General features: G+C 67.4%; 11 protein-coding genes. 9 read left to right on the top strand and 2 right to left on the bottom strand.

Features of this window, described 5'->3' with window-relative positions:
* Positions 1-20 precede the first annotated feature (20 nt).
* Together UG56_RS19970 and UG56_RS19975 are read left to right on the top strand one after the other, a co-directional pair.
* Positions 21-344: a hypothetical protein gene (locus tag UG56_RS19970; RefSeq protein WP_045547067.1), complete on the top strand. Its 324-nt coding sequence runs from the start codon at positions 21-23 to the stop codon at positions 342-344.
* A gap of 89 nt (positions 345-433) precedes the next feature.
* Positions 434-1,033, top strand: coding sequence for a hypothetical protein (locus tag UG56_RS19975; protein WP_256206779.1), 600 nt, complete (start codon positions 434-436; stop codon positions 1,031-1,033).
* A 47-nt stretch (positions 1,034-1,080) separates the two neighbouring features.
* Here the strand turns inward: UG56_RS19975 and UG56_RS27625 are convergent, their stop codons facing one another.
* On the bottom strand, positions 1,081-1,317 hold the full coding sequence (locus UG56_RS27625; protein WP_218145255.1) for a hypothetical protein: 237 nt from the start codon (positions 1,315-1,317) through the stop codon (positions 1,081-1,083).
* A 629-nt stretch (positions 1,318-1,946) separates the two neighbouring features.
* On the opposite strand from UG56_RS27625, the gene UG56_RS19985 reads away from it, so the two are divergent.
* The 3 genes from UG56_RS19985 to UG56_RS19995 all read left to right on the top strand — a co-directional run bounded on the left by UG56_RS19985 (position 1,947) and on the right by UG56_RS19995 (position 5,428).
* Positions 1,947-3,155 carry a lytic transglycosylase domain-containing protein gene (locus tag UG56_RS19985; RefSeq protein WP_052693138.1) on the top strand — a complete coding sequence of 403 codons (1,209 nt, stop codon included), beginning with the start codon at positions 1,947-1,949 and terminating at the stop codon, positions 3,153-3,155.
* Positions 3,156-3,851: 696 nt separating this feature from the next.
* Positions 3,852-4,424: a copper resistance CopC family protein gene (locus UG56_RS19990; RefSeq protein ID WP_052693140.1), complete on the top strand. Its 573-nt coding sequence runs from the start codon at positions 3,852-3,854 to the stop codon at positions 4,422-4,424.
* On the top strand, positions 4,421-5,428 hold the full coding sequence (locus tag UG56_RS19995; protein WP_045547070.1) for a copper resistance D family protein: 1,008 nt from the start codon (positions 4,421-4,423) through the stop codon (positions 5,426-5,428). The genes UG56_RS19990 and UG56_RS19995 overlap by 4 nt, the downstream gene beginning before the upstream one ends.
* Positions 5,429-5,537: 109 nt before the next feature.
* Here the strand turns inward: UG56_RS19995 and UG56_RS20000 are convergent, their stop codons facing one another.
* Complete coding sequence (locus UG56_RS20000) at positions 5,538-6,923, bottom strand: PepSY-associated TM helix domain-containing protein (protein ID WP_045547071.1); 1,386 nt, start codon at positions 6,921-6,923, stop codon at positions 5,538-5,540.
* 598 nt (positions 6,924-7,521) lie between these two features.
* Between UG56_RS20000 and UG56_RS20005 the strand changes: the two genes are divergently transcribed.
* From UG56_RS20005 to UG56_RS20020, 4 genes are all read left to right on the top strand, one after another.
* Positions 7,522-9,759: a YncE family protein gene (locus tag UG56_RS20005; protein WP_256206782.1), complete on the top strand. Its 2,238-nt coding sequence runs from the start codon at positions 7,522-7,524 to the stop codon at positions 9,757-9,759.
* Between the two features lie 259 nt (positions 9,760-10,018).
* On the top strand, positions 10,019-11,251 hold the full coding sequence (locus UG56_RS20010; RefSeq protein ID WP_052693144.1) for a copper resistance CopC family protein: 1,233 nt from the start codon (positions 10,019-10,021) through the stop codon (positions 11,249-11,251).
* 37 nt (positions 11,252-11,288) lie between these two features.
* Positions 11,289-11,795, top strand: a complete 507-nt coding sequence (locus UG56_RS28015; protein ID WP_143055122.1) for a hypothetical protein — start codon at positions 11,289-11,291, stop codon at positions 11,793-11,795.
* Position 11,796: 1 nt separating this feature from the next.
* The gene (locus UG56_RS20020; RefSeq protein WP_256206783.1) at positions 11,797-13,125 is read left to right on the top strand and encodes a hypothetical protein; all 1,329 of its coding nucleotides are present in this window, start codon (positions 11,797-11,799) and stop codon (positions 13,123-13,125) included.
* The last annotated feature ends 52 nt before the right edge of the window (positions 13,126-13,177 follow it).

Below are 13,177 nucleotides of genomic sequence, written 5' to 3' on the forward strand. Positions count from 1 at the left end.
ACGCGCAAGGAGTAGTCACGATGGACACCGAGGTCACCCGAGACCGGCAGCCGGCACCGAACAGCGCCACCGCTCGCCCTGCCGATGAGTTCAGCAGCCACTACGACGCCGCCGCGATCGAGCAGATCCTGCAGGCATCGATCGACGACCACGCCAAGAGCTCCGATGCCCCCATCGACGCCGCGTCGCTCGTCGACCGGTTCGCCGGCACCGTCTACTTCGCCGAGAAGGTCGCCGAGAGCCGGCACGCGTCCGGCGCGGCGCCGATCCGCTCCAGGCGCGGCCACCGGACCCCGGCTCGGCCCTGGCGCCTTCCCACCGCCAACCGGAACCCCAAGAACTGACCCGACCGGCACGACGAACGGCCCAACGGATCCTCGGGCAGGGAACAAGGGCCCTCGCCGCCGCCGGTCGAGAGCCTCAGCGTGGAGAGGTGGAGCCCGAACCGCGCATCGATCTGTACTGGCTGCCCTTGGGGGCCGGCGACAACACACACTGCGTCCGCGTCAACGGCCGCGCCTACGAGGCCCTGGTCGCGCTCGTCGAGCGACGTGACCGGTGCGACCTCTACCACTCAGCGCTGGAGGTCCTCCGGGGCGGAGCACGCTACGTGATCGAGATGGCACCGGTGTGGAGCTCTGGTGCTGCTCAGGGCACGGTGTCGGAGGGACCGGTCGGCCTGCGCGTCCTGGGGCGCTCCCGTGCCTTCCGGTACGAGGTCCGTTGCTGGCGCGACGGAGTCATCCCGGACGCCGCCGCCGCCGTCGTCGGGGGTCCGGTCCCGGTGGAGACCGACTCGGCGAGGACGAAGCGGCTACTCGAGCTCGTGCCGTCGTTTCCCACGGCCACCTGGGGTCGGGACGAGCTTCGCACCGGAGAGATGTGGAACTCGAACTCGCTGATCTCGTGGCTGCTCGCCGCCAGCGGGCATGACACCGGGACCATCACGCCACCGGATCGTGGGCGTTCTCCTGGATGGGCGGCCGGGCTCGTTGTCGCTGCCCGTCAAGGCGCCGATGCGGGACGCCGGTGAACGGTGATCTCCGGAGTCACGGGTGGACCGCGGCCGGGGACTCGACGTCAGCGCTCTCGATGGGACGCCGCGACCAATAACTCGCCAGCGTCGACCCGGACACGTTGTGCCAGACCGAGAAGATGGCGGCCGGCAACGCGGAGTGCGGCGGCGAGGCCGGAGTTCTGCATGCCGACCTCGATGCTGATGGCGCGCCGGCTCGAGACCGGAAGGCCGCACAGGCGCCCGACGGCGTACCCGAGGTCGAGGCCGGCGACGTTGTGCAGGACGACGGCGAGCACCAAGCTGCCTTCTACCCCTACCGCGGATCCTTCGATCGCCGCCAGGTGCCGGTGTCGCGGAAGTCGCGTGGCAGGGAGATCGGCGCCGTCCCGTGTGATGTGGCCGGGCCTGTGTGCTCGGAGATGGCGAGGATCGTGACGACCGTGCTGTGAGGTCGTGAGACCTAGGCGTCCTGCATGTTTACGCCGACGTGGTTGTAGGCGCGATCGGGCTCGCGAGTATTGACAGTCAAGAGGTCCGGCGTCCCCCGTTGCCCAGCTCGTGTCAGAGCCCCGACGGATGTGGCCCCCATCTGGTAGACCCATCTCTTTCTCCGGTCGCAACGGCGCGATCCTTCGCCATCGCACCTCGAAGGGACGCCGCCGTGGGCTTCTCAGGAACCGTGGACCGTCGCGATGCTGCCGTGGCAGCGGCCTTGGCCGGTGCCGTCGCCGCGATTCCGGGGTACGCCGCGGGCATGCGGATCAGTGATCCCGGTGAGGTCGCCGCGCTGTCGGTCCTGACCATCGTGGTATCCGGAGCGGTCCTGCTCTGGCAGATCGTGCATCGGCGGAGGGGTTCTGGGCGACGGACCACTGAGTGGACGGATGGGCCTCGATTCGACATCAACTGTAGAGCCTGAGGAGATGCCATGCTTGCCACGGATGATGCCGGGATGCCGACGTCGAGCGCGAAGCGGCGCGTTGTCGCGCATGTCGATCTGCTCGTCCTGTCGTTGGTTTGCACCGCGCACCTGATGAGCCCACACGCGCTAGCCAGCGCAAACGGAGAGGGCACCGGGCCGTCCAGCCGTCTCTCGGTGCCGGCGGCGGCGCCGCAGGCACCGGCGAGCTACTCCCGACCCGCTGTCGTCGGGGCCGGCGTGCCGCAGAAGCGTGCTGCGCAGGGTGCGTCGGCAGCTTCGGCACGTGGAATCCCGAGCGCTGCGCTTGCCGCGTACCAGCGTGCCGAGACCGTCATCAACGCTGCCGACGAGACGTGCAACATCGACTGGCAGCTGCTCGGGGCCGTGGGTTACGTGGAGTCGGACCACGGCCGCTTCGGCGGTAGCACCCTGGGTGCCGACGGCGTCTCCCGTCCAGGCATCTATGGCGTCGCTCTTGACGGTACGAATGACACCCAGACGATCGAAGACACCGACGCTGGGCAGTACGACCGAGACAAGACCTGGGATCGTGCTGTCGGTCCGATGCAGTTCGTTCCCGCCACATGGTCGACCGTCGGCGTGGACGCCGATGGCGACGGGCAGCGGGACCCGCAGAACATCAACGACGCCGCGCTGGCGGCAGCGGTGTACCTGTGCTCAGGTCCCGATGATCTCGGTAGCGAGGCCGGCCGCCGCGAAGCGGTCCTCCGCTACAACCGGTCGACGTCCTACGCCGACCAGGTGCTGCGGACTCGAACGGCGTACCTGAAGGGTGACTACGACGCCGTTCCCGACGAGATCGCGCCGGCGACCGCCATGTCCGCCTCCTATCGGCGGGCTGACGAGGCTGCCGTCGGCGAGAACGGGGCGCCGAAAGCAAGGCGCCCCCCGCGGGGGGACGACGGCGCCACTGGTCGCCCGAGCTCCGCTCCGGACCCGGTTCGTGGTGGTCAGGCAAGCACGGAAGACGAGCCCGAGTCACCTGCTTCGGAGGAGGCTCCCGCTTCGCCGCCGAACCAGGGACAGGACGAGGGGACTCTAGAGAAGGTCACTGAGCCACTTCCAGCCCCTGTCAGCGAACCTGTCGAGCAAGTCGTGACGCTGACACAGGCGATCACGCTGTGCACGGTGAACGGCGTGAATCGGCTTGACCAGGTGGCCTGGAGCCGGTGCATCAACGACCTGGTCCGCTGAGCCGCACCTCTGGTGGATGTCGACCTTCGTGGTGGGGGAGCCGCCGCAGCTGTGCGACACCCTCACGACCAGCACGATGTGAGCACCGCCGCCGTCTCGGTCGGAGTGGTGGATATGTGGGCACTCGCCGGGGTGCCGGAGGCTCCTTCACCGCCCGAGGCGCGTCGGCAAAGTGTTTCATCGAGAAGTCGATCTCCCCAGCACGAGTGCATTCTCACCTCACAACGCGCTCACACCAACGGTGAAAAGTGTTGAACGACAACAAGGTGTTACGGACGCGTCACAGCCACCCCAATTCCCCCAACGCCAGCGTTAAGAACACTTCACTCGACGCTTTTCTTAGTTACAGGGGACATGCGCATACGTAACTGCTCCGGAACCGGTCTGAGATCAACTATATGTGCCAGGTTTCTGAGCTAGCCACATACACATTGCCGTGCGCCGTTCGCGAACACAGAATGGGTATTCGCCATGCAGCAGGTGATCGCCCCCAGCATTGCCGCCATCACCATCCCATTCATCCTCGCCACCGGGCACTGAGGCCATTGAAGGCACACACGACACAGGGTCCTGCGCTCTCATGCGCGGACCCGGTGCCGGCTGAGCCACGGACCACCCCCAGTTCGATGACTCTCGAAACTCGCTTAGGTGAAAGCAATGTCGAATTCTTCAGCATGCGGATCGCAGCGCCTCGCCATGGCGTTCGCAGTGACGATCTTCGCGCTCTCGTTCTTGACCCCCACACTGTTCACAGCGGCGCCGGCATCCGCGCACGCGCACTTGGTCGAGAGTTTTCCACGTGCCGGCGCAGCGCTCGCCGCCGGCCCGACGGAGGTAGTGCTCACTTTCGACCAGCCGGTCCAAGCGTTCCCTGGCGCAAACGGCATCGTGGTGACCGGACCGAAGAGCAGCCATTGGGCATGTGGTCGTGCTCGCATCACCGGGAACACCCTGACCGCCTCGATGAGTGACGTGGGGCCTCCGGGCCGCTACCAGATCGACTACCGGGTGCTCGGAGCGGACGGTCACCCGATCACAGGGTCAGTGCCGATCAACATCCGGCCGTCGGCGTCCACCGCGTCCACCGCGTCGACCACGTACAGCACGTCCGCTGCGTCCGCTGCCACCGCGATGACGGCGTTCGACGTGGACCAGCCGCGTGGTCTGGCAGCGATGCCCACGTGGCTGTGGATCGCGCTGCTGGCCGCAGTCGCGGTGTGTGTCGGGGCTGTCGGTCGCTGGACCGTCCGCCGAACGGATGCGCGATGAACGACCGTATCCGGCTCCTGCAGGTCTCGGCGCTTGTCTGCGCGAGCCTTGTCGCGCTTGCCTTCGGGATCCTGGTCACGTTTCCGCAGCCGGTCGTCGGCATTCCCGAGCCGTCGGTGGTGGTGCGCACCGGGATCCCGCTGCTCCGCTGGATCGCGAACGTGTGCGCGATCGGGGCCGTGGGCTCCGTGCTGGTGCAGGTGCTTCTGGGCGAGGCTGGTCGCGACCGCGCTCCTGCCCTGGCCCGACGTACGTCAACGGCGGCGGTGTGGACCGCAGCAGTCTGGACGGTCGCGGCGCTGCTGGGTCTCTGGTTCAACGCGGCGGAGATCTCGCTCCGCCAACTACGGGTGCCGGTCGGCGGCGTGCTCGGTTACGGCGGAAACGTCAGCCTAGGTCTCGCACTGCTGATCAGCGCTGGGTCGGCGGGAGCGTTGACCGCCTACTCGGTTGCCCGCTTGCGGCGGCCGTCGCTGCCGCCGGACGTGGGCTTCCTGATCGCGCTCTCGGGCCTGACGGCAGTGTCGATGAGCGGGCATCCTTCGCAGGGTGAGCCGCCGTTGCTGCTGATGACGGCCAGCGCCCTCCACGTGAGCGGAGCGGCACTCTGGGTGGGCGGCCTGGCGATCACCTCTCTGATCGTCGCCGCCGACCGCCACGCGCTTGCTGTCGTTCTTCCCCGGTTCTCGCGGGTCGCCGAGGTGAGTTTCGCGCTGGTGGGGGTCAGCGGCCTGTTGTTGGCTGCGGCCCGGCTGACCGGCGACGTGACGCCGTCCCTCGGGGAGGCAGTCGGCGCATTGACACAGACCGGTGCCGGCTGGCTGGTCATGGGCAAGCTCGCCTGCATGGGCCTGCTGGGCTGCACCGGGGCGTACATCCGTGCGGCCGTCGTCGACCGCGTGGCGCGCCAGCAGCCCACACCGCTCACCGTGTGGGCCGGGCTCGAGCTCGCCGTGATGGCGATCGCGGTCTCTCTGGCCACGGCGCTCGCGCGTCCCCTCTGACACTCAGCGGCCTCTTGCCAAGGCAGGGTGACGCGCCGCCGAAGTTGACGGCCTTCGGCGGCGCTCCTGCTTCGTCGGGCGTGGCGTGCGGAGCGGGCGGCAGGACGCGTCAGGCAGAGCTCGCGCGGGCACGGCGACGCACCGTATTCACGGTGCCGTCGAGGACGACGAAGGCGACGAGGGTGACCCCGAAGACCGGCATCGCCCAGCCCAGGGCACCCGCCGCAAGAAACACCACAACCAGCATCGGCACCGACAGGTTGCGCCACACCGGCGCCGGGGAGGAACGCCCGGGCCGCGTGGGCCGGCGCTGCCACCACATCCGATATCCCAGCCCCAGGAGCGCGAGCGATCCCAAGGCCAGCAGGGCCAGTGCAAGCTGATTGGCCAGACCGAACAGGGTGCCGCTGTGGGCATCGACACCGATGCTGGTGAGCTTGGCCATCAGCGGGTAGTCCTCCCAGCCCTGGCGGGCAGTGATCTGCTCGGTGTAGGGATCGATGACGACGGAGGTCTTGCGGATCGGCAGACCGTCGGACGACTCCTTGACGGTGAAGGGCCCGTCGGCGGCGTACGGCGGGAGGAGAGTGAGTTCACCCTGCAGGCCTTCCGACCTGGCCACCTCAACCACACGGTCGAAGCTGATCGGCTCAGCACCGCCCACCGGCGTCACCTCCGGCGCGGAAAGCGAAGGGGTCTTGCCGTTCAGGGCGGTGATCGCGGCGTCGACGCGGCCGCCGGCATAGTTCGACCAGGTCAGGCCGGTGATGCTGATGCCGAGCAGCCCGACCGCCAGCCAGAGACCCAGGGCCCCGTGCCAGGACCGATGGCGTGCACGTCCCTTCGCGGTGAGGGACGGAACCAGCACGGCCCGTAGGGATCGGCCACGGGCGCGTTTGCCGAGCCACAGGACCAGGCCACCGAGCACGATGAAGGGCAGCCAGCTGGCAACGAACTCGGAATAGAGCCGCCCGAGGTCGCCCAGGTGCAGGTTGCCGTGGAACTCGCGCAGCCACACCTGCGCGGGTGGTCGGTTGGCCACGGTGACCAGCTCGCCGTTGACGCCAGCCGTGTACGGATCGACGTACACGGTCAGCGACTCCGAGGAGAAGTCGCTCCCGGTCTGTTTCAGGCCTTCGATGCCCCCGAGCACCACCTGGGTGGTTCGGTCGGCGTCCTCTGCCGGAATGACCGAGGTGACGTGTGCGTCCGGATGGACGGCGAGCGCGGCCGCGACCTGCTCCGACAGCGGACGCGGGCTTCCTGTCTCCGCCTCCACATACAGCTTGTCGCCGTACAGCACATCGTTGATCTGGGGAGCGAACGCATAGGCCAGGCCGGTCAACGCCAACACCGCGAGGAACGGCGCGACCAGAAGACCCGCCATGAAGTGCACGCGTCGAGCGAGCAACCACAACACGGTGCCGGAACGCTTTCGATCGCGCGTGCCGACACCTGCGCGGGGCGGTGAGGGTTCAGTGGGGATCGTGGTCATGCCGGACCTTCCTTCTGGAGCCGCCTTGGTAAACGCAGGTAAGACTGGGCATGTCCTCTCCTTTTAACTTTTCCCTCCTCGCACCCAATTGGTTGTGGATGTTTCAGAGGTATGTTTTGGGCATTTCAGGGTTTCGAGAATCCATGTGGGACCGGATAGCCAGTAGGCCGACCAGGTATGTCCGATTCGTCGCTGCAACGTAACGCAACAGTAAAAAGACCCAACCGGCATCCGACTTTGCCTTTTCGGCGGCTACTTCCACGCGCGTATTAGAGGCCCCCGCATAAACACCCCGGGGTATTATCGACGTGAAACCACCGGGGGTATTATCAGGAACGGAACCCGCCCGTTTTTCCTCGTCGCTACCCGATTCTTAATGCCCTCGTGAGGTTGTGAGGTCCCATTAACGAGTAGATTTCCCGCAGGGTTCTGGGGCCTTAATGAGCGCAGGATGTAGTGGATTGCACTCCTCGGAATCCCCATATCTTCACCTTGGAGCCCCGAAATCAATGCGCTAAAAAGAGAGGCATTCTCTATGTCTGAATTAGCTCCCCAAGGCTTCTTGGGGTCCAGGAAGCGACGACGCCGGCTCGGCGCAGTGGCCGTGGCAGCGGCCTCGGCGATCACGGCGGCGAGCCTGGCCACGATGCCGGCGGTCGGCCAGCAGCCGATCGGGGTGGGCCCGCTCCCCATCACCTTCGACATCACCGACGAGAACGGAGGATGGTTCGACGCCGGTCTCGACCTCTTCGGCAGCAAGTCCCTCGCGGTCGCCGTGCTCCCCCGGGTCAGCGCTGCTGGCGGCTTGCCCTCCGTCGGTGGCCCGGTGCTGCCGACTGACGCCTCGCTGGTGGAGAACCTTGTCGGCGGCCTCAGCACCGCTGGCGGGACGAGTGCCCCGACCGACCCGCTGGCTCTCAACTCGACCCTGGCCACCGTGCAGGGCATCGCGAAGTCCTCGCCCGAGGCGGCCTCCAAGGCCGCCGAGGCCAAGGATCTGATCGGCGAGCTCAAGGCGACCGTCGCCGACATGCCGGCGGACGAGCCGGTCGACCTGGCCTCGCTGCCCGTCGGCGTGGACCTGATGGGTGTCTTGGACTCCCTCCAGGAATTCGCAGTCGACGGCCCCCCGGTCTCCGTCACGTTCAACGTGGACCCGGCCAAGTCTCAGGGAATCCGCAACCCGATCGGGCTGATCGCCCCGGAGGGGGCGGACGAGTTCCCGTACATGGATGCCAAGGGCGCCTTCTACGGCAAGAAGACGATTCAGCTCACCGAGCCGGGGCTGTACGCCTTCACCGACTCGGTCGCGCCCTACATGCTCGGCGCGGTCGTGGTCGACGACCCGCTCACGTTGGGTCTCGACTTCGGCGAGAAGCTGGTGGTCAACGGCAAGCCCGAGGCCGTTCCGTCGAACGCCGACATCATCCAGCGGCTGGTGAACGCCTTCTTCACGATCACCAACCCGAACAACTGGCAGGAGTTCAGCTCCACCAAGGACGTCGCCTGGAACCCGGTCCAGCCGCCTGCCCCGATCCTGCAGTACGACGCAGACGGCAAGCCGGTGCTGATCCCGAACCTGGACGCGTACTTCGACCAGAAGTTCGGGTACCCGAAGAAGCTGGCCGCGACGAAGAAGCCGACCACCCCTGGTGTTGGTGAGGTCTGGATCGCCACTCAGATGGAGGACTACGCAGGGAAGAAGAAGCACGGCTCCATCACGAAGATCAACGCCGAGGACTGGACGATCGATCGGAAGATCGCAGCCCCCGAGATCAACATGAACAACGTCCACAACATGTGGACGGACAAGAACTACAAGTACGTGTACGGCAACGAGTGGTTCGACAGCGAGACCGACGTGTTCGACCGGGCGACCGGCAAGTTCGTACGGAGCCTCGAGGTCGGCCCCAACCCGGCGCACGTGATGACCCGTCCGGGCAACGACAACCTGACGATCGGCATCAACGCCGGGACGGACATCGTCGAGGCGGCGCCGGGTGCCACGAAGGTCGTTCAGCGCATCCACGCCGACCCGGACAGCGGCATGACTCCGCACCCGCACGCGCACTGGACCAGCCATGACGGCAAGACCGTCGTCGCGCCGAACACGATGACCTCGGAGGCCGTCATCGCCGACCTCGACACGGGGAAGGTCAGGCACGAGCCCGTCGGTGCCTTCCCGATCGCCACGTCGATGACGCCGGACTCGAAGAAGGCGTACCTGTCCAACTTCCTGGGCATGAGCGTGTCGTGCGTGTCGCTGGAGGAGGACGCGTGTGCGACCCCCGATGGCAGTGTGGCCAAGAACTCCACGATCGATCTGTGGCAGAACTACGACCCGCAGACCGGTCCCGAGGCGGGCAAGTCGTGGGGCGGACTGACCATCCAGCTCCCGGTGAGCCCGGACGGTAAGGCGCTGCTGGCGGTGAACACCCTGTCCCAGACGGTCAACGTGATCGACCCGAAGACGAACAAGTTGATCAAGGACCTGCCGTGCAACGCCGGTTGCCACGGCGCCAACTTCGGCGCCAAGAAGGGTGGCGGCTACTACGCCTACGTCTCCAACAAGTTCTCCAACGCCACCCAGGTCATCGACATCGACCCGAACAACGACGGCGACATCTCGGATGCCGCCGTCGCTGGCCAGCTGACGCTGGGGCCGACGGCGGACACCAAGATGGACGACGAGCTCGTTGCCCACCCCGGTGTGGGTGGACAGGGCGTCCTGGCCATCCCGCTGGTCTACAACGGCTGGTCACAGGAGATCCCGGAGGCCTGGCGAAAGGGCCTGACCTGCGAGCAGATCAACCCGATCGACGAGTCGGCCTGCTGATCACCATCTGACACCACCGACGGTCCGGGGCTGGGCAACGCTGCCCAGCCCCGGACCCATCCCCACCTGGGCCCAGCATCCCGACGACATCAGGCCGGGATGTCGCTGGGCCCGACCAGTTCCCAAGACTTCTAATCATGCGAGAGGCTTGCCGATGACTGCGCAGGAGATTCGCCCACGGACTGTCACAACCCCACCCCGCCCCGGGTTCCGTCGGCGCGTGATCGGGCTGATTGTGTTGGTCGCAGTCTGCTGGGGAGTGTTGCTCACGGTGCTGCCGTCGCCGTCCGGCGACCCGGTGCTGGTCTCGTTGAGCCCGGGCGACGGCGAGACGGTCAAGTCCCCCGACGAGGTCCGGATCACGTTCGACCGGCCGGTCCCCGCGGAGCTCGCGACGGTCCAGATGACCGATCCCGCAGGCGAGCGCATCGTGTCGACCCGGCCGTACAACCCAGCGGGGGCCGACGACACGATCGCCGTGCCGATGCCGAAGACCCGCTACGAGGGGATCTACACGGTCGTCTGGTCTGTGCCTTCCAGCACCCTCGAACCGATGGTCGGGTCGTCGAACTTCTCGGTGTTCTCCTCGGCGAGGCTCACCGCGGTCCCGGGGCTCGTCGTCGACCGTGACCCGGTCATCGTCACGGTGTACACGATTGCGGGAACCCTCGCGACAGCCGCCCTGGTGCTCGGTGTCGGGACCGTGTTCGCGCTCGTGGTCGCCTGGCCCCAGGGTGCCCGCCGCCGGGGATCGCGCCGTCTGCTCCGCTACACGTGGGCCACCTTGGTGCTGGCGACGCTCGTGTCCCTGCTCTCGTTCGGCGGCTACGCCGCCCGGACCTCGCTCGGTGACGCGTTCGACCCGGCGCTCCTCGCCGGGACGGTCAAGTCGGACATCGGGGCGGCGCTCCTGGCCAGGCTGCTCATCCTGGTGCCGCTCACACTCGGCTTCTGGCAGCTCCTGCGAAGCGAGCCCGCCCGGACCTCGGCCGAGCGCTGGACCTCCGCGCTGACAGTGCTCGGCGCCGCCTCGGCGTTGGCGGCGACCTGGGTCTTCGCCCGCCCCCAGGCACCGGCAGGACCAGGGCCGGTCAGCGTGGCCGAGGGCATCGCACTCCTGCTCGCTGCTGCGGTCGGCGTCGGGGCCGCGGTGATGCAGTGGACGGTCCTGCGTCGATCCGGAGGACGGACGGCGCCCGCCACACGGCTGCTCGCCCGGATCATGCCGGTGGCCGGTGTGTTGCTGCTCCTGCTCACGGCGAGCACGACCGACGGCTGGCGGCCGATCGCGTACGGCGCGCTGGCGGTGGTGGTCGTCGGCACGGGGGTGGCGCTCCTGTACCGGGAGCGGCGGCGTAGATCCGACCACGACAAGGGCGACCGCCGACGAGACAAGCCCGCTCGCCGGCGGCTGCAGGAGGTCGCCACGGTCTTGGCCGCGACCACCGTCGTGGCGCTCGCCGCCCTCCCCGGCTCGGCCCTCCCCGGTTAGGAACCGGCCGGCGCACAGCACCACTGTCGTGGCACGCGTGGGCGCCTTTCAGACACGACTCACACGAGAGGTACCCATGCCTACGCACCAACGCCCTCTCGGGCGATTCAGCACCACCATCGCTGCGACGTTCACACTCGTCCTCGCGCTCGCCGCGTGCGCAGGTGCCGGCGAGGACACCGCCCCACCGGCCGGGCGGGCTGACGCAAAATCCTCTGTGACCCCCTCGGTTGCCACATCGCCTGCAGCTCCGGTCACCCCCACAACCGAGCCGACCGACCTCGGTCCGGTTCTCACGGTCACGATCGACGGGGACGAGGTGTCGCCCAATGCGGAGGAGATCGACCTCGGCACCGGGGAGAAGCTTCTCGTCGAGATCGACTCCGATCGAGCCGGCGAGCTGCACGTCCACGCCGCGTCTGAGCAGTTTGTCGAATTCGCCGAGGGAACCACGAAGAGCGAGATCGTCGTGAACACGCCCGGCACCGTCGAGGTCGAGGACCACGACACCAGCGCCGTCGTCGCCCTCATCGAGGTGCGCTGACTTGTTCCCCCTGATCCTGCCCATGCATGGCCTGGGCGGCGGCGCCGACCTGCCCATTCCTGCCCCCTTGGCGATCGCGGGCGGTACCGCCGCCCTCGCGCTGTCCTTCCTCGTTCTGCTGCTGGCGTGGCGTACGCCTCGGTTCGCAACGACCGGCGGCGAACGAACCGTCCACGTGGCTCTCGCAGCATTCCTGGACAGTCGCGGCTGGACCCTGACCATCCGCACACTCGGGATGACGTTCTTCTGCTTCATGCTCTGGCCCGCGCTGTTCGGGCCGGACCTGCTGAACAACCCCACCTTTGGCGTGGTCTACGTCTGGCTCTGGGTCGGCATCGTCCCGGCTTCGCTGCTGTTCGGCCGCTTCTACCGTGCTGTCAGCCCGGCCCGCACTCTCCACTTGTTCCTCGCGAAGGTCGCGGGGCGACCACCTGGCGAAGGCATCCGCCGGTATCCCGCCCAGCTGGGGTACTGGCCCGCAGCGATAGGTCTGTTCGCCTTCGTCTGGCTCGAGCTCGTCTCACCCCAAGCGAACTACCTGGGCTCGGTTCGCGCCTGGTTCGCGTGCTACCTCGCGGCGATGTTGCTCGGCGGTGCGATCTTCGGCGAACGATGGCTCGAGCGGGCCGACCCGTTCGAGGTCTACTCCACCCTTCTGGCCCACCTCTCACCGTGGGCCCACAACGACGAAGGCGACCTCGTCTGGATCAGTCCGCTGCGCCACCTTGCCCGTGTGCCAGGCGAAGCAGGACTGGTGGCCACGGTCGCCGTCCTCCTTGCAAGCACCGCATACGACAGCTGGCGCGAGAGCGTGACCTGGATCCGGTTCGTCCAGTCCAGCGGCATCGACCAGACCGTGTTGGGAACGGCCGGGCTCCTGACGGCGGTCACCGTCGTCGGGGTCGTCTTCATGGCGGCGTCGATGGCAACAAGGGTCGAGGAGAGCGTCGATCGCTGGCAGGTCCCGCGTCAGCTCGCTCACTCCATCGTCCCGATCGTCGTCGGCTACATGGTGGCGCACTACCTGAGCTTCTTCGTACAGGTCGGCTCACAGACTCTGATTCAGATCAGCGACCCCATCGGAACCGGGGCGAATCTGTTCGGGACCGGCGGCTGGGAGGTCAACTACTGGTTCTCCCAGCATGCGACCTTCCTGGCCACGACCAAGGTGGTCTCCATCGTGACCGGGCACGTCTTGGGCGTCATCGCAGCTCACGACCGTTCCCTGGAGATTCTCCCACGCCGTCACCAGGTCGCTGGCCAGCTGCCGCTACTCGTCGCGATGGTGCTCTACACCTATATGGGTCTCTACCTGCTGTTCGGCGCCTGAACCCGTCAGCCGACCGCTCGCCGCGCTGGGGCGTGGTGGCCGCTACCTCAGA

The organism is Nocardioides luteus (genome assembly GCF_000960475.2).
Taxonomy (GTDB): Bacteria; Actinomycetota; Actinomycetes; order Propionibacteriales; family Nocardioidaceae; genus Nocardioides; species Nocardioides luteus_A.

Excerpts from the sequence above, each read along its gene's own strand:
- UG56_RS19970 (WP_045547067.1), top strand. The coding sequence starts at position 21 with ATGGACACCGAGGTCACCCGAGACCGGCAGCCGGCACCGAACAGCGCC.
- UG56_RS19985 (WP_052693138.1), top strand. The coding sequence starts at position 1,947 with ATGCTTGCCACGGATGATGCCGGGATGCCGACGTCGAGCGCGAAGCGG.
- UG56_RS19990 (WP_052693140.1), top strand. The coding sequence starts at position 3,852 with ATGGCGTTCGCAGTGACGATCTTCGCGCTCTCGTTCTTGACCCCCACA.
- UG56_RS19995 (WP_045547070.1), top strand. The coding sequence starts at position 4,421 with ATGAACGACCGTATCCGGCTCCTGCAGGTCTCGGCGCTTGTCTGCGCG.
- UG56_RS20000 (WP_045547071.1), bottom strand. The coding sequence starts at position 6,923 with ATGACCACGATCCCCACTGAACCCTCACCGCCCCGCGCAGGTGTCGGC.